19 protein-coding genes are annotated in these 15,768 nt (G+C 63.3%); 10 read left to right on the top strand and 9 right to left on the bottom strand.

All coding sequences use genetic code 11. The features are described from left to right. The first annotated feature begins 46 nt into the window (after positions 1 to 46). Together IGW04_RS16625 and IGW04_RS16620 are read left to right on the top strand one after the other, a co-directional pair. Positions 47 to 1,399 carry an aspartate aminotransferase family protein gene (locus IGW04_RS16625; RefSeq protein WP_194714202.1) on the top strand — a complete coding sequence of 451 codons (1,353 nt, stop codon included), beginning with the start codon at positions 47 to 49 and terminating at the stop codon, positions 1,397 to 1,399. A gap of 72 nt (positions 1,400 to 1,471) precedes the next feature. Then, entirely contained in the window at positions 1,472 to 1,909 is a 438-nt protein-coding gene (locus tag IGW04_RS16620) for a hypothetical protein (RefSeq protein ID WP_228527145.1), read from the top strand. A 31-nt stretch (positions 1,910 to 1,940) separates the two neighbouring features. Here IGW04_RS16620 and IGW04_RS16615 read toward each other — a convergent pair whose 3' ends face one another. After that, the gene (locus IGW04_RS16615) at positions 1,941 to 2,843 is read right to left on the bottom strand and encodes a ChaN family lipoprotein (protein WP_194714201.1); all 903 of its coding nucleotides are present in this window, start codon (positions 2,841 to 2,843) and stop codon (positions 1,941 to 1,943) included. 262 nt (positions 2,844 to 3,105) lie between these two features. Between IGW04_RS16615 and IGW04_RS16610 the strand changes: the two genes are divergently transcribed. After that, a complete protein-coding gene (locus IGW04_RS16610) occupies positions 3,106 to 3,441 on the top strand; it encodes a c-type cytochrome (protein ID WP_194714237.1) in 336 nt (111 codons plus the stop codon). 13 nt (positions 3,442 to 3,454) lie between these two features. Here the strand turns inward: IGW04_RS16610 and IGW04_RS16605 are convergent, their stop codons facing one another. Further along, positions 3,455 to 5,590, bottom strand: coding sequence for a bifunctional diguanylate cyclase/phosphodiesterase (locus IGW04_RS16605; RefSeq protein WP_194714200.1), 2,136 nt, complete (start codon positions 5,588 to 5,590; stop codon positions 3,455 to 3,457). 148 nt (positions 5,591 to 5,738) lie between these two features. Further along, a complete protein-coding gene (locus IGW04_RS16600; protein WP_194714199.1) occupies positions 5,739 to 7,703 on the bottom strand; it encodes a methyl-accepting chemotaxis protein in 1,965 nt (654 codons plus the stop codon). A 159-nt stretch (positions 7,704 to 7,862) separates the two neighbouring features. Between IGW04_RS16600 and IGW04_RS16595 the strand changes: the two genes are divergently transcribed. The 3 genes from IGW04_RS16595 to IGW04_RS16585 all read left to right on the top strand — a co-directional run bounded on the left by IGW04_RS16595 (position 7,863) and on the right by IGW04_RS16585 (position 9,744). Beyond that, entirely contained in the window at positions 7,863 to 8,201 is a 339-nt protein-coding gene (locus tag IGW04_RS16595; RefSeq protein WP_194714198.1) for a hypothetical protein, read from the top strand. 177 nt (positions 8,202 to 8,378) lie between these two features. Next, positions 8,379 to 8,606: a hypothetical protein gene (locus IGW04_RS16590; protein WP_194714197.1), complete on the top strand. Its 228-nt coding sequence runs from the start codon at positions 8,379 to 8,381 to the stop codon at positions 8,604 to 8,606. Beyond that, positions 8,599 to 9,744: an SLC13 family permease gene (locus IGW04_RS16585; protein WP_194714196.1), complete on the top strand. Its 1,146-nt coding sequence runs from the start codon at positions 8,599 to 8,601 to the stop codon at positions 9,742 to 9,744. Before IGW04_RS16590 ends, IGW04_RS16585 begins: the two co-directional genes overlap by 8 nt. Before the next feature lie 43 nt (positions 9,745 to 9,787). On the opposite strand, the gene IGW04_RS16580 is transcribed toward IGW04_RS16585, so the two are convergent. The 4 genes from IGW04_RS16580 to IGW04_RS16565 all read right to left on the bottom strand — a co-directional run bounded on the left by IGW04_RS16580 (position 9,788) and on the right by IGW04_RS16565 (position 11,734). Continuing rightward, complete coding sequence (locus IGW04_RS16580) at positions 9,788 to 10,264, bottom strand: Spy/CpxP family protein refolding chaperone (protein WP_194714195.1); 477 nt, start codon at positions 10,262 to 10,264, stop codon at positions 9,788 to 9,790. 208 nt (positions 10,265 to 10,472) lie between these two features. Next, positions 10,473 to 10,760, bottom strand: a complete 288-nt coding sequence (locus IGW04_RS16575) for a hypothetical protein (protein WP_194714194.1) — start codon at positions 10,758 to 10,760, stop codon at positions 10,473 to 10,475. A 26-nt stretch (positions 10,761 to 10,786) separates the two neighbouring features. Continuing rightward, a complete protein-coding gene (locus tag IGW04_RS16570; RefSeq protein ID WP_194714193.1) occupies positions 10,787 to 11,236 on the bottom strand; it encodes a YXWGXW repeat-containing protein in 450 nt (149 codons plus the stop codon). 231 nt (positions 11,237 to 11,467) lie between these two features. Then, on the bottom strand, positions 11,468 to 11,734 hold the full coding sequence (locus IGW04_RS16565) for a hypothetical protein (RefSeq protein WP_228527144.1): 267 nt from the start codon (positions 11,732 to 11,734) through the stop codon (positions 11,468 to 11,470). Positions 11,735 to 11,786: 52 nt separating this feature from the next. Between IGW04_RS16565 and IGW04_RS16560 the strand changes: the two genes are divergently transcribed. Both IGW04_RS16560 and IGW04_RS16555 read left to right on the top strand, forming a co-directional pair. Continuing rightward, entirely contained in the window at positions 11,787 to 11,960 is a 174-nt protein-coding gene (locus tag IGW04_RS16560; protein ID WP_194714244.1) for a hypothetical protein, read from the top strand. 83 nt (positions 11,961 to 12,043) lie between these two features. Beyond that, entirely contained in the window at positions 12,044 to 12,370 is a 327-nt protein-coding gene (locus IGW04_RS16555; protein ID WP_194714191.1) for a DUF3135 domain-containing protein, read from the top strand. Between the two features lie 11 nt (positions 12,371 to 12,381). Here the strand turns inward: IGW04_RS16555 and leuA are convergent, their stop codons facing one another. Further along, complete coding sequence (gene leuA, locus IGW04_RS16550; RefSeq protein ID WP_194714190.1) at positions 12,382 to 14,049, bottom strand: 2-isopropylmalate synthase; 1,668 nt, start codon at positions 14,047 to 14,049, stop codon at positions 12,382 to 12,384. 712 nt (positions 14,050 to 14,761) lie between these two features. On the opposite strand from leuA, the gene IGW04_RS26140 reads away from it, so the two are divergent. Both IGW04_RS26140 and IGW04_RS25825 read left to right on the top strand, forming a co-directional pair. Beyond that, positions 14,762 to 15,121: a catalase gene (locus IGW04_RS26140; protein ID WP_323744868.1), complete on the top strand. Its 360-nt coding sequence runs from the start codon at positions 14,762 to 14,764 to the stop codon at positions 15,119 to 15,121. Between the two features lie 18 nt (positions 15,122 to 15,139). Beyond that, on the top strand, positions 15,140 to 15,337 hold the full coding sequence (locus IGW04_RS25825; protein ID WP_228527143.1) for an ankyrin repeat domain-containing protein: 198 nt from the start codon (positions 15,140 to 15,142) through the stop codon (positions 15,335 to 15,337). Between the two features lie 28 nt (positions 15,338 to 15,365). On the opposite strand, the gene IGW04_RS16535 is transcribed toward IGW04_RS25825, so the two are convergent. Next, entirely contained in the window at positions 15,366 to 15,761 is a 396-nt protein-coding gene (locus IGW04_RS16535) for a MerR family transcriptional regulator (protein WP_194714189.1), read from the bottom strand. Between the last annotated feature and the right edge of the window lie 7 nt (positions 15,762 to 15,768).

Genomic DNA, 15,768 nt, shown 5'->3' with positions numbered 1-15,768 from the left:
AACGGCTACCATGGCAGCATCTTTATTTTTTTAACAGGAAGCCGACATGCCCGCAGACCTGACCACCGAACACCTCTGGATGCCTTTCACCGCCAACCGGCAGTTCAAGAACAAGCCGCGCATGCTGGTGTCGGCGTCCGGCATGCATTACACCAGCGACGATGGCCGCCAGATTCTCGATGGCACCGCCGGCCTGTGGTGCGTCAATGCCGGCCATGGCCATCCGAAGATCACCGAAGCGATCCGTCGCCAGGCCGGCGAGATGGATTTCGCGCCGATGTTCCAGATGGGCCATCCGGGCGCCTTCGAATCGGCCAGCGCGCTGGCCGCGATCGCGCCGGAAGGCCTGAACCGGGTCTTTTTCTGCAACGACGGCTCGGAAGCGGTTGACTCTGCCCTGAAGATCGCCGTGGCCTGGCAGCGCATGCGCGGCGACTCGCTGCGCACCCGCCTGATCGGCCGCGAACGCGCCTACCACGGCGTGGGCTTTGGCGGGATCGCGGTCGGCGGCATCGCCGGCAACCGCAAGCATTTCGGCCCGACCCTGGCCGGCGTCGACCACCTGCGCCATCCGCTGGACATTGGCCGCAATGCCTTCAGCCGCGGCCTGCCCGACCATGGCGCCGAGATCGCCGACGAATTCGAGCAGCGCCTGCTGGCGCTGCACGACCCGTCCACGGTGGCCGCGCTGATCGTCGAACCGGTGCAGGGCTCGACCGGCGTCATCCTGCCGCCCAAGGGCTACCTGCAGAAGCTGCGCGCGATCTGCGACAAGCATGGCATCCTGCTGATCTTCGATGAAGTCATCACCGGCTTCGGCCGCCTGGGCGCGCCGTTCGCGGCCGACTATTTCGGCGTGGTGCCGGACATGATCACCTGCGCCAAGGGCCTGACCAATGCGGCCGTGCCGATGGGCGCGGTGATCGTGCGCCAGGACATCTACGACGACTTCATGCGCGCCGCGCCGGAAGACAGCATCGAGTTCTATCACGGCTATACCTACAGCGGCCATCCGCTGGCGTCGGCGGCCATGCTGGCCACCATGGATGTCTATCGCGACGAGCAGATCTTCGAGCGCGCCGCCGCGATGGCGCCGTATTTCGAGGAAGCGGCGCACAGCCTGCGCGGCCTGCCCTGGGTCAAGGACATCCGCAACCTCGGCCTGATCTGCGGCATCGAGCTGGAATCGGTGCCCGGCAAGCCCACCGCGCGCGCCTTCGACGTGTTCCTGAAATGCTTCTGGGACAAAGGCGTGCTGATCCGCACCACCGGCGACATCATTGCGCTGTCGCCGCCGCTGATCATCGACCAGTCCCAGGTCGACCAGCTGTTCGGCGCGATCGCCGACGTGCTGAAGGCGCAGAGCGCGACACCGCAGCAGATGGCGACGCCTGCCTGAACGGCAGAAGGCGGGCATTGCGCCATGGATCGAGCGGGCCGGCATGCGCTACCATGTCGGCCCGTTTCACTGATGAACGAGCACCAACAAGCCATGGATGATTTCGACGACGCGCCGCCGCCCATTACCCGGCCCTGGATCCACCTGGAGACCAGCGGCGATGTGGAAGGCTGGATAGAAAACTACAACCGCGACCTGCAGCGCACCCTGGGCCGGCCGGACAGCATGTCTTTCGGACCCGGCCAGGGCCAGGGCATCTGCTTCAACCTGGAAGCGGGCGGCGAAATCTATCTGCACACCACCGCCGATGGCGACGTGCTGCTGGATGTGACGCCGGAAGCGGAATGGGCCACGCCGGTGATCGGCGCCGCCACCGGCACCGCGCCGCCAGGCGGCCAGATCTGGCCGCTGCCCGCCTATCTGCTCACGCAACTGATCCTGGGGCTGTCGATGCTGATCGCCTCGACCACCATCGTGCCCCGGCACGACTTCCGTACCCGGCGCTATTGATGGCTGAGCGGCTGAGCGGCTGACCGGCTGATCAGCGCGTTGCCGGCCCCGGCTTTTGCGCCGCCAGTTCGGCGCACGGGTCGTCGGCGCGCCTGACTGCCGGTCCGGGAATCACGTAGTCATACGGCTGTGGCGCATCCGGCGCCAGCTCGCCTTCAGCCAGCGCCACCGACAGCACCTTTTTCTGCGGCGCGCGCTGTTTGAGGTAAACCGGCACCGCCAGGTCCTGCCTGACATGCCCGCGGCCCAGGATGGCGACCGCGCTGCCCGGCGCCGACAGCAGGCGGTCGGCCATGATGGCGTCCCGCACGCGCTGGGCATTGGCCATGGCGCCCACGGCCGCCTCGGGCAACATGCCGCAATGCGCAGCCTCGACCTCCTGGCGCAGGCTGGCCTGCTGCGCCGTGCTCCAGCCGCTATCCAGCCCAAGCTGGGCCGAAGCGCCGTTGCCAAGCGCAGAAATACCGCTGCGGCCAACCTCGCGCAGCGCTTCCCGTGAAATATTGGCCGCCAGCACCGGCAGGCCGCGCTCCAGCGCCGTGGTCAGCAGGCCTTCGTAACCGCTCCATTGCCAGCCCGGCTTCATCAGCGTTTTCAGCGCCTTCAGCTTTTGCTGCTGCGTGTCTTTGGAGCGCAGGATCGCATCCAGGCTGGCCTGCTGCTCAAGGTCGAACTGCTCCATCACCAGCGCAGGCGTTCGGTCGGCCAGGGATTCCAGCAGGCGCCGCTGCGTCGCATGGTGCGCCGCATTGTCATGGGTCTCGCCGAGCAGCACGATGTCGGCCTCGCGCGCCTGGCGCAACAGCTCGCCGAAGGCGACATGGCGCCGCTCGCTGACCTTCCACGGCTGTTCGGCGTCGCCGCTGCCTGCCGTGTGGATTGCGCCGCAACCGGCCAGGGCCGCCAGGGAAGCGGCCAGCAACCCGACACGCAACAGGCGCCTCGTGAAAAGACCGGGGGACGTAACGATGGACATGATGACAAGGATGAGCGAGGGCAGGCCGCAAACATAGCACGACAGTGCCGACCTACACCGAACGATTAACGCTTAGTAGTTGCGTTAATCGAACTAATTCTCACATACAATGGCTTGAATGACTGTCCTTCGCCTGCTTCAGATGAGCCTATTCAAAGCATTGACACTGTTGAAACCGCTGAAAACACCGAAGCCGCTGCTTTTTACCCTGCTGGCGCTGATGTTCCAGTCGCCCCCTGCCCTTGCCACAGGCGACCCGGAAAAAGGACGCGCGCTGTTTTCACGGTGCGCTTCCTGCCACCAGGTCGGTCCGTCCGCCCGCAACGGCTTCGGGCCGCAACTCAACGGCATCATTGGCCGGCGCGCCGGCAGCGTGGAAGGCTATGTCTATTCGCCGGCGATGAAGAATGCGACCCTGGTCTGGTCCGAAAAGAACCTGAAGACATTCCTGAAGTCGCCGGGCGACACCGTGCCAGGCAACAAGATGCGCTTCTGGGGGATGGGCAGCGACAGCCAGATCGCCGACCTGCTGGCCTATCTCCGGCAGTATCCATGAGGCGAGCAGGCTCCTAGGCTGCCTGTCGCCCCGCATCCCTGGCGCAACGCAGCGCGGAGCCTGCCTGGCGCAGCAGGGCGTCCGCGCCGGTGGCGTCGCCCTGACGCAGCGCGATGCCGACCGTCGTCGGGACCTCATGCGGCGTGCCTTCCAGCAGGAAAGGCTGACGTAGCGCTTCCATCACCTTGTCGGCCACGATGCGGCTTTCATCGGCCTGCGCCAGTCCCTCCATCAGCACCACGAACGCATCGCTGCCCAGGCGCGCCACCATATCGGTGGAACGGCAGTTGCGCGAAAGCCGCGCGGCCAGTTCCTTGAGGAGGGTGTCGCTGCGCTGGAGGCCGAGACTGTCGCTGAGTTCGTCGAAGCGGTCGATCTCGATGCGCAGCAGTGCCACGGCGCGCCCGTTACGGTCGCTGCGCTGCAGGGCTTCGCCCAGCCGCTCGGTCAGGTAGCCGCGGTTCGGCAGTCCGGTCAGGGCATCGAAGCGGGCCAGCCGCGCCAGCTTCTGCTCCGCCTCCTTGAAGGCGGTCACATCATTGGTCAGCGAATAAAAGCCGGTCACGCGGCCGGCGCCATCGCGCTCGGGCACATAACTGGCATGCAGCACTCGCCGCTCGCCGCCCTGTTCCACACTGTATTCAAATTCCACCCGCTCGCCGGCCAGCGCGACTCTTGCATGCGCTTCCAGCATCGCGTAGATAGCCGCGCCATAAGCTTCTTCCATGGTCCGCCCTATCATCTGGCCGACGTCGATGCCGGTGGCCGCGTCGCCGCGGCCATTGACGTAGGCAAAACGCAGATCGGTGTCGATGAAGGCAATCTGGGTCGGCGTATTGTCGGCAATGGCATGAATCCGCCGCTCGCCTGCCTTCTGCGCGGTGATGTCGCGGCCCAGCATGATCACGCCTTGCACCGCCGCATCGTGCGCACGATCGGGCATGCAGACCATGCGCAGGTCGATTGCCCGGCCTGCCAGTACCGCAACGCATTCGAACTCGACCCGCTCGCCGGCCAGCGCCAGGTCAAGCATGGGCCGCCACTGTTCATACAGCGCGGCCCCGACGATATCGGAAAAAGGGAGGCGCCGCGCCTGATGCGGCGACACGGCGAACCAGGCACGCCCGGCGCTGTTGCAGAAGTCCACGCAATGCGCGGCGTCCAGGCGCATGGCCAGCAGCGGCAGGTTGTCGGCGAGGTCGGAGAGGCGACGCTCGCTGGCGCGCAGCCTCTGTTCCAGAGACAGGCTGCGCCGCGATTGGCGCAGGTAACCCGCGCCGCCGATCGCCGCCAGCAGAACCAGCCCCAGCACCGCAGCGCCCTGCAGCTGCGCATCCTCCTTCCAGGGCGCAAACCAGGCCGCGCGCGGCACGCCTGCCAGCGCCACCAAGGGATAGCGGTCGGAGCGGCGGTAAGCATATTCACGGTCGACGCCATCGAGCAGCGACGACGCACGCGCCGCGCCTTCGGCGGGCCTGGCCTGGTAGGCCCGGAACAGCGTGGAATCGGCCTGGCTTGCGCCCAGGGCCGCTTCCATCACCGGATGCCGGGCCAGCGTGGCGCCGTCATCGCGCAGCAGGGCGATGTCGCCGCCGCCCGCATCGAGTTGCTGGTAGAACGACTGCAGATAGGATACCGGCACGGTGGCCAACGCCACGCCTGCAAAGCTGCCATCCGGCCGGGAAATGCGGCGCGACAGCGGCAGCGCCCACTCCCCGCTGACCCGGCTCTTCAATGGCCGACCGATATGGATTTCGCCGCCAGGATGGTCTCGGTGATAGATGAAGTAGGCGCGGTCGGCATTATTGGCGTCCTTGGGCAGACTGCGCAGCGAATTGGCGACCCAGCCGCCGTCCTCGCCGAATATGAACAGGCCGCCCACTTGGGGCAGCGCAGACGCGCGGTCGGCCAGGAATTCCGCCAGGTCGCCAAAGAAATCGGCACGGTCCAGGGCGGTTTCAGCTTCGCGCACCACCGCCAGCAGCGCCAGATCGACAGTCATCACGGCATCGTCTGCCTGGCGTGTCGCCGCCTGCGCCAGCACGGCCGCATTCTGCCGTGCCTCGGCCGACCGGCGCTCATGGGAAGCCCAGCCGCGCCAGCCGATCAGCCCGAGCAGGAGAAGGCAGCATAAAACGAGTACTGCCACGATGCCGTATGCACGCCCGGCGCCATGGCGTTGCACGGGAAGAACTGGCTGTACGGATCCGACCGACATAATGCCTAATGGAAATTAAAACCGCATTGTCTCAGCATTTCGGATTTTTTGCTTCCATATGGAAATATTTCCGTCTGCCTCAGCCTACCTTGAAGGTATCGACCATGCCCACCAGCGTGGCTGCCTGTTCCTGCAGAGACGCCGCCGCGGCGGCAGCCTGCTCCACCATCGCGGCGTTCTGCTGTGTGACGTCGTCCATCTGGCTGACCATGCTGTCGACCTTCGCAATACCCTCGCTCTGCTGGCGGCTTGCCTGGCTGATTCCGGCCATCAGCGCACTCAGTTCCTGGACCCCGCTGACCACTTCATCCATTGTTGCGCCTGCGCGACGGACCTGGACGCCGCCGGCTTCCACCCTGCCGGCCGACGCGTCGATCAGTCCCTTGATTTCATGCGCAGCCGCAGCGCTGCGCTGCGCCAGCACCCGCACCTCGCCCGCCACCACGGCAAAGCCGCGGCCCTGCTCGCCGGCCCGTGCCGCTTCCACTGCGGCGTTCAGCGCCAGGATATTGGTCTGGAAAGCAATGCCGTCGATGACGCTGATGATATCGGCCATGCGACGGGATGCCTGGCTGATCTGCTCCATCGTCTGCACCACGTCGCCCACCGCCGCGCCACCGCGCGCAGCGACTTCGGCCGCGCTGGCTGCCAGGCGCTGCGCCTGGTCCGCGTCGCTGCTGTTTTGCTGTACGGCGGCAGTCAGCTGGTTCATCGCCGCCGCGGTGTCGCGCAGCGAACCGGCCTGGCGCTCGGTCCGCTCCGACAGATCCAGATTGCCGGTGGCGATCTCGCCGGAGGCGGCGGCGATCTGGCCGGCGCCTGTCCTCACCCGCCTCACCACATCGGTCAGCCCCTGGCTGGTGCCGTTCATGGCCTGCATCAGTTGCCCGATTTCATCGCTGCGATGGGTTTGCAGGGTCGCGGTGAGGTCGCCGGTAGCCAGGCGCTGCGCTGCCGCGGTGGCCCGTGCCAGCGGCAGCGTGACGGCGCGCCGGATGAAGAAGTACAGCAGCCCGACCAGCGCCAGCACCGCGGCGATGCCGAAAAAAGCATAGCGATTGCGCAGCGCCTTGACCTCGCGCGTCATGTCATCGACATAAGCGCTGCCGACCACCACCCAGTTCCAATTCTTCTCATGGGCGAATGCGGCAAACTTTTCCTTTGCGGCCGCACCGTCCTTGTCCTGCCACAGGTAGCGGGTGTCGCCCTGCTTGCGCTCGAGGATTTCCCGGAACAGCTCACGCCCGTCGGCCGACTTGGCCGCCAGCACGTTCCGGCCTTCCAGCGAAGGATGCACCAGCATGCGGCCGAAATCCTTGCCCGGCCTGGCATCGAGCACATAGAAATAGCCGCTATCACCCAGCTTCACCGACCGGATGCGCTCCTTGAGCGCGGCGATCTCGGCATCGATATCCACGCCCACGTACAACACGCCCACCACCTGCCCGGCGGCATTGCGCACCGGGTCGTACTGGGTCATGTACTGCCTGCCGAACAGGGCTGCCAGTCCGGCATAGCGCTGTCCGGCCATCAGCGGCGCATAGCCGGGATGGGTGCGGTCAAGCACCGTGCCCACCGCTCGCTCGCCATTTTCCTTCTTGACGGAGGTCGACACACGGACGAAATCGTCGCCCTGCTTCGCAAATACCGTGGCGGAAACGCCGCTCTGCGCGGTAAAGCGGTCGACCACGGTGAAATCGAGGTTGATGTCGCTGTCACCATTCTTCAGCATCGCGACCCTGCGGCCGCCGATCTCCACGGCGCGGCTGTCGTCCAGGGAGAACTGGCCCGGAAAACCCGTCTCCAGCATTTTTGCGAAGCGCGTGGTGGCGCTGGCGGAGGCGTGGGCGAACATGGCAGTCATGTCCACCACGGAACGGCTTTTCTCGCTTGCAAACTCCACTGCCCGCCGCTCGACATCCTGCGCGCTGGAATATGCAAGCGCCCAGGCATAGAGCGTGAAAATCAATGTCGCCAGGACAAATATGGCAACGGAAATCCGGGTGCCGACGGATTGCTGCAGACGCTGAAGGAAAGAAGACATGGATCGGTTCCGGAAGGGAGTTACACAGTTGACTGGCGTACGCTCTATAACGTCTTGCCTCGAAAAAACTGAATGGCCTTTCCGTCGTCATGACTGCCAGGGCTCCGCCCTTCGTGCAATTCATGGCAAACTTCGCCGTTCATTCCAACCGTACTCATCATGAAAAAATACTGGATCGCCCTCGCTTTCGTTTTCCCGGCCTTTGGCGCGCACAGCCAGGGCGCAGACCGCCAGACCGCACAGGACGAGGCCTATGGCACCTACTTTCGCTGCATGAATGTGTATGCAAGCCGCTATATCAAGTCGGATGCGCTGGTTGCCGACATCGCCGATGCCGCCATGTCGGCATGCCAGGACAGATACCAGGACCTGGTGAACGCCACCGCCAGCCTGCTCGGCGGCATGAGCGCGGCCCAGACCACCTTGAAGGATGTGCGCGAAACTGCACGCAGTTTTGCCGTCCGAACCGTGCTGGAAGCGCGCTTCCCCTTGCGCTGAGTCCTGCCTTACCCACATTTCCAGTGGACAATGCTGTGGATAACCCAGGTCGTGTTATGTTAATCCATTGATTTCATTGATTAAGTTTCGATTGACGCAATTCGCGGCAGCAGTTCATGGGACATAGTTACACGGAGCTATAATCCAGCCTACTTCCAAGACACCGGGCATCCGATCGTGATAAAGGGCGAGAAAACCTTTGCCAACCAGGGCTACCTGCTGCGCTGCATTGCCATACCGCTGCCGGATGGCAGCTTTCATGCCAGCGTGCAGATAACGCGTTACGCCGACCGTGCCGACATGGGCGCCACCGATTTCACACCCGAAGTCCCATTCCCGAGCCGGGCCGCAGCCATCGAGCATGCCCGCGCCTGGTCGGTCGAATGGGTAAGGAATAATGGCTGACGGCGTTCCGGCGGCGCCATCCATGTCGCCGCTGCAGGCCCTCGCCAGGGGCCTGGCGGGCGACATGCTGCTGCGCATCCTGCTGCTGGCGCTGGCGGCGCTGACGCTGGCCGCGCCAGGCCGGATTGGCAGCTACCCGTCCCTGGTGGACTGGCGCACCGTTGGCACCCTGCTGGGCTTGCTGATCCTGACCAAGGGGATCGAGTTGAGCGGCTGGCTGCCGCATCTGGCGCGGCGGCTGGTCGCCCTGATGTCGAGCGAACGCCTGCTGGCGCTGTTGCTGGTGGCATCGACCGCGGCGCTGGCCACCGTGCTGACCAACGATGTCGCCCTGTTCGTGATCGTCCCGCTGACCCTGACCCTCAGGGACACCGGGTTGCCCCTGACCCGGCTGATCGTGTTTGAAGCGCTCGCCGCCAATGCAGGCTCGGTCCTGACGCCAGTGGGCAATCCGCAAAACCTGTTTCTGTGGCAGCTTTCCCATACCAGCTTCGCGCAATTCGCATGGACGATGCTGCCGCTGACCTTGCTGCTGCTGGCGCCATTGCTGCTGCTGACCCTGCTGTCCTTTTCCGGCCGCGCCCTGCATTTTCCGCAGCGACAAGCCGCGGCGAAAACCGACCGGCTGCAGCTCGGCCTCTCGCTGGCGCTTTACCTGCCCTTCCTGGTGTTGACTGACATGCATCGCCCGCTTGCCGCGCTGCTGGTGCTTGCGCCCCTGCTGATTGCACGTCGCGGCGTGCTGCTGCGCATAGACTGGGGGCTGCTGCTGGTATTCGTGCTGATGTTCATCGACCTGCGTCTGCTGGGCGCGCTGCCGCCCGTGAAGAACCTGATCGCGGCCATCGATCTGGATATTGCCTGGCATCTGTACGCTACGGCCATCGCCGCGTCACAAGTGGTCAGCAACGTGCCGGCGGCCATCCTGCTGGCCCAGTACAGCCAGGACTGGAAAGTGATTGCCTATGGCGTCAACGTTGGCGGTTTCGGCTTCATGCTGGGATCGCTTGCCAACATCATCGCGCTGCGCATGACGCCGGACCGCCGTGCATGGATCGTCTTCCATGCCTACTCCCTGCCTTTTTTGGCGGTGGCGGCCGTCCTGGCCTGGCTGGTGTTGCGCCAGCCAGGCGCCTGAGCGACCAGGCGCCTGGCTTGTCAACGCCCGCCCCGCGTCAGGATCAGCCGCGGCCGCCGTGGCGGCCGTGCATGCGGCCACCCACGTTGTCATTGAAGATCTGCTGCTGCAGCGGCGACAGCGTGGCGTAGAAGGTCTTCATCGCAGCCAGGTGCGTGGTCATGCGCGCCTCGCGCTCCTTCATCATGGCCAGCATTTTTTCCATGCGTTCCGGCGCGGACAGCTTTTCCCATTCGGCGCGATCCGGGCGGCCCGGCCGGCCTTCCGCTTGCGGCGGCCTGATTGCCTCGACATAGGTTTTCCAGGCGGCTTCCTGGCTGCCGGTCAGCTTGAGCTTGTCATGCAGCACCGCCTGGCGGCGTGCCATGGCTTCGCGGTGATGTTCAGCGCCATGCTCCATGCCCTGCATGTTGCCATGATCGTGCGCCGGACCGGCTGGCATCGGCGGCGCGGCATGGACCGCGGAGGCAAGGCCGGCAGCCATGAGACCGGAGACGAGTGTGGCGCGCAGATGTTTCATGATGATTCCTTTCAACGGTTTAGGGTTGTGCCATGCACAGGTATGCATGATGCCCACCGCTTGTATCAAGGAAATGTCAGCATTGTCCGCTTTGTATCGAGTTGTATCGCCATGACGGATCCGGCAGGCAGGAAGGCACCATGAGACAGAGGCGCGGCGCCAGGGACGCCGCGCCTCTCTGCGCGTGAATAATGCTGACCGTTCTGCTCTACTCGTCCATGCCGTTCAGGCTTTCGATATCGCCAATCGCAAGGCGCCGCATCAGGCTGGGAGTTGCCTCGTCAGGGTCGATGCCAGTGGCAACAGCATCCGGCACGGCCTTTTTCATCTGGCCGTCGCGCTCGATAAAGTATTCGCCCTTGTCATAGGCGATCAGATAAGTCAGGCGTTTGCCGACGCGGCGGGTGTAATACTCCGATGGCATGACGACGTCCTCCTTTGCATGTTGAAACAATATACCGCTGCCGAAGAGCCGGTCATGCGCGGGCGCAGACAATCATGCACGCCACCGCGGCGCTCCTCTCAGCAGTTGCCCTTCTTGGCCTGTCCCGGCGGGCAGAAGCCGCCACGCCGTTCGTCCCGGCCATGGTCATGGTCATGGCGCTCATGATGCTCATGCCGCTCATTCCGCTCATGCGACTCGCGATATGGCTGCGCATCGCGCCGCCAGCCGCCTTCCCTCAAGCGCCAGCCATTGTCCACGCGCACCCATTCGGGTCGCACATAGATCTCTCCCTGGCGAACCCGCTCCCAATGCCCGTCCTGCCACACATGCCGGCGGCCATCCCAGCTCCAGAAGCCCGGCGCCCACAGATAGCCCGGTCGGCCGGCGGGCATCACTTCATAACGCGGCGGCGGCGGCGCGTCGCCGATGATGATGTTGAAGTTGATCTGGGCCTGTGCCGGTGCCGCGATGAATGCGGCGCTGGTGGTGGCAATCATTAAAGCAGCGGCGCTGAGGATCGATTTCATGTCTGGCTCCTTGATGAATTGCCGACCAATATACATGCCGAACAGCAATGATCGTTCAAATGATGCAGATCCTTACATTTTCGATTCCCTCAGCAGCGGCCTTGCATGATGGGCGCTCCATTTTCAAGAAGATGCGCCGGGCGGAAGAGACCGGCAGCATGACATAAGGGATGCTTTGCTGTCGGAAGCCTGCCGCCAGCAGCCCAATCGCGCATCCTGGTCATTGCCTACTTACTTGCTCCCGCCTTGTCCGGCCGGTACCGGCGTGACCAGTTCACGGACCACGCCTCCGCCGCCGACGCTGCCACTGACGCTTCCCTCGCCATTTGCACGCCGTTCGCAATCGGCCTTCTCCGCCGCCGGCAGGGCAGTGCAGCGTTTGCTCTCATTGGCTCGGTAATCGCCGCTGTCGCGCAGATTGCCGCGCTGCGACTCCTGCTTGGCCGCGCCAGCCTCGCGCATGCAGGTAGCCCGGTCCTGCTGGCTGTTGCCGTTCATGCAGTCAGCGCGTTCTTTTTGGATAGTTGCATTCTGGTCGGCGGACTGGGCCATGGCAGCCGTGCCGCTCAACATGCCGACAGTCATCAACACAGCGCAAGCCCATTGCCTGGATACGGGAAAGAAAGATGCCCTCATCGCAATTCTCCATCTGAAAAATTTCAGACTAAAACCGGAAGGGATAGATGTCTGTTCGCTAACAAACTTAATAAACGGTTCGGTATGAGCAGCCCTGTCTGTTGATATTGCGTAAAAGGCAACTTCAGGTACTATATTAAATTATCATTAATACAATAAATTGAGGTCGCGATGGGTACAGATACCAGATTGCCGGACTTTGACACCTTGTCTCGCCTCTATCAGGAAGACCCGGGCGCATTCGAGACTTTCCGCCGTCAGCTGTTGCGTCAGGCCGTCGATGAAGCGCCCCGACGTCACCGCCCTGCCCTGGAAGAACTCCTGTTGTGCATCGAGGCGAGCCGGCAACGCGCGGCAACCCCGGCCGAAGCCGCCTCGAATGCCTTTCAAATGATGCGGCAATCAGTCAATCAGTTGAATGCCGCCTGGCAGCTCGGCCTGCAGAGCGTGGCCCAGTTGCAGACCGACGCCCTGATGCTCAAACTGCGCACGCGCTGAGATGCGCCAAGTCAGGCAGCCGTACGCGCCACATCCCGGTTCACCGCGCTCATCACGGCCTTGAACGATGCGGTGACGATGTTGGCATCGATACCCACGCCGAACATGGTCGGACCATCGCCGACGCGCAGCTCCACATAGCTGGCCGCCTGCGCATTGGCGCCCGCGCCAATCGCATGCTCGTGGTAGTCCATCACGCGGATATCAAGGCCAAGCGCGGCAACGAAAGCGTCGATCGGACCATTGCCGGCGCCGGTCTGCTCGCGCGCCACCCCGCCCTGCTCCATCGCCACCGCGATCCGCACCGGACATTCCCGCGTGGTGTCTTCGCTCATCCTGTGGCTGAGGTAAGCGTACGGTGTCTGCTGCTCCAGATATTCAGCGCGGAAGATGCGGTAGATCTCCTCCGCGGTCACCTCCTTGCCTGTGGTATCGGCCGCGGCCTGCACCACACGGCTGAACTCGATCTGCAGGCGGCGCGGCAATGCCAGGCCGTGTTCCTGCTCCAGCAGGTAGGACATGCCGCCCTTGCCGGACTGGCTGTTGACGCGAATCACCGCGTCATAGCTGCGGCCGAGGTCGGCCGGGTCGATCGGCAGATATGGCACGTCCCAGATTTCATCCGGCTTCTGCTGCGCGAAACCCTTCTTGATCGCGTCCTGATGCGAGCCTGAAAACGCGGTATAGACCAGGTCGCCCACGTACGGGTGGCGCGGATGCACCGGCAACTGGTTGCATTCCTCCACGCACTGGCGCACGGCATCGATGTCGGAAAAGTCCAGCCCCGGATGGACACCCTGCGTATAGAGATTCAGCGCCAGTGTCACCAGGTCCACATTGCCGGTACGCTCGCCATTGCCGAACAGGCATCCCTCCACCCTTTGAGCGCCAGCCATCACCGCCAGTTCGGCCGCGGCAACGGCCGTACCCCGGTCATTGTGAGGATGCACGCTCAGGATGATGGCATCGCGCCGCTCCAGATTGCGGTGCATCCACTCCACCTGGTCGGCATAGATATTCGGGGTGCTGCTTTCCACTGTCGCCGGCAGGTTGATGATCATCTTGCGCTGCGGCGTCGGCTCCCAGACGGCGCTGACGGCGTCGCATACTTCCTTGGCGAAATCGAGCTCGGTCTGGCTGAACGACTCCGGCGTGTATTCAAAGCCCCATTCGGTTTCCGGCATGTCGCTGACCAGGTGACGCACCAGGCGTGCACCGCTGACGGCGATCTCGCGGATTTCCTCCCGTGGCAGGTTGAACACCACCCGGCGGAAGGCCGGCGCGGTCGAGTTATAAAGATGCACTACCGCCCGCCTGGCGCCGCGCACCGATTCCACGGTGCGCCGGATCAGTTCTTCCCGCGACTGGGTCAGCACGATGATCGTTACATCGTCGGGAATGTGATTTTCCTCGATCAGCATGCGCACGAAGTCGAAGTCCGTTTGCGAAGCCGACGGGAAACCCACTTCGATTTCCTTCAGGCCCGTCTTGATCAGCATGTCGAAGAACTGCATTTTCTTCGCCGGACTCATCGGCTCGATCAGCGCCTGGTTGCCGTCGCGCAGATCGGTGCTCATCCAGATCGGCGGCGTCGTGATGACCTTGTCTGGCCAGGTGCGATTGACGAGCGCCACAGGCGCGAAAGGACGGTATTTGGTTGCTGGGTTGGAGAGCATCATGGCAATTCCTTGTCGAATAGTGGGCGCCGCAAACGCGGCGTCGTGCAAACGGGACTTCTGGAGTTCTGGATGTGGCGGATAGGCTGCCGGACTGCCACTCAACGCGAGGCCAGGCAACCGATCGGTAGCAGTAGCGCTGCGAATGCGTGCGAAAGAACGCCCTGCAGGAACTGGATGCGGCAGGAATTTTTTGCTGGGTATCGGTGGGAATGCATGCTCATGGACCTTCGTTCTGATTGCCTGGGGCCGGACCTGCCGACCTGACTTGCTTACGCGTGGAGCGGTAGGCGTAGTCGTAGCGACAGCGCCAGGCTGTCACGTAGGCTGAACGAAAAGAGTGGTCGGTGAGCGAAATACATGTCCGAACCTTACGGGAGCAAACAAGCTGCTGTCAAGTGAAACCTCCTTGTGAGGTTCGATCAACGGGTAACTACCGCCCCATGAAGTCAAGCAGGTCTGCATGGACGACGCGTCGCTTAATTAGCAAGCGCATGCAAAGTCTTTTCAAGAAAAGCCATCAATCAAATTCGAACTATCAATTTTTATATTTAAATACGTAACAATTGTAATACGACAACATTCAGCCACGCTGTCCCCACATCAGACTGCCAGAAAGGTCGGAAAGGTCGGAAAGGTCGGAAAGAATAGTCATAAACGAAAAGAGACCCACATTGACTACCTGCCAAGGGCATTTGCTCAGTGATAAACGGTCATTACGCTCCCTTGGCGAACGTGGCCCTGCCACCCTGGAAAACTGTCAATCATCGAAAAGATCCCGCATTTCGACCAGGAACGCATTCCCGAACGCGTGGTGCATGCAATCGGCGCGCGACGCCCGGCAATGCGCAGCGCCTGCGTCCCTTGCTGGAACAAGGCCTGCCGGCCAGCCTGCGTAACCACAAGGGCGACGGCCTGCCGATGCTGGCCAGCTATCACGGCCACGTCGAGGCGGCCCTGGTGCTGTCTGATCTTGGCGCCGATCCGGCCTTGCAACGACCAGGCCCAGGCACCCCTGGCTGGAGCGGCTTACAAGGCGAATGCGGCAATGGTGTCGATGTTGCTGGAACGATGAGCGGATGTGGGAGGCGCAATGCCGGGCGGCCGCACGGCCCTGATGGTGGCAGCGATGTTCAATCGGTGCGACGTGGTGGATCTTCTGCTGCGTCACGGCGCCCCGGCGGACGCACGCGACGCCGGCGGCCTGACCGCCCTCGACGTCGCGCGCATCATGGGAGCGCGCGACACGCCGCAGCAGATTGCCGCGGCCCTGGAGGTGATTCAGTCTTGAAGGAGCCTTTTGCCTGAGGTGTCAGGTGTCAGGCGTTTGGCCGCAACAGCCGCAAGATATCGACCAGTTCGTTGCGAATGGCAAGCAGGTCGACCTGTGGCTCGGGCGGCGCAACCGGCTCTTCCTCGATCGCGCCATGCTCGGCCAGGCGATTGCCCAGCTTGTTGCGGGCGCCGCTGATGGTAAAGCCCTGCTCATAAAGCAGTTCGCGGATGCGCCGGATCAGCAGCACTTCATGATGCTGGTAATAACGGCGGTTGCCGCGCCGCTTTACAGGCTTCAACTGGGTGAATTCCTGCTCCCAGTAGCGCAGCACGTGCGGCTTGACGCCACACAGCTCGCTGACTTCGCCTATCGTGAAATAGCGTTTTGCGGGAATGGGTGGCAGTTCGATCAGTTCTGGCTTGCTGTTACGCTCTGTCATGGGCAGT

Origin of the sequence: Noviherbaspirillum soli (assembly GCF_015352955.1) — a bacterium.
Taxonomy (GTDB): Bacteria; Pseudomonadota; Gammaproteobacteria; order Burkholderiales; family Burkholderiaceae_D; genus Noviherbaspirillum_A; species Noviherbaspirillum_A soli.
This window is presented reverse-complemented; position numbering and strand designations above follow the sequence as displayed.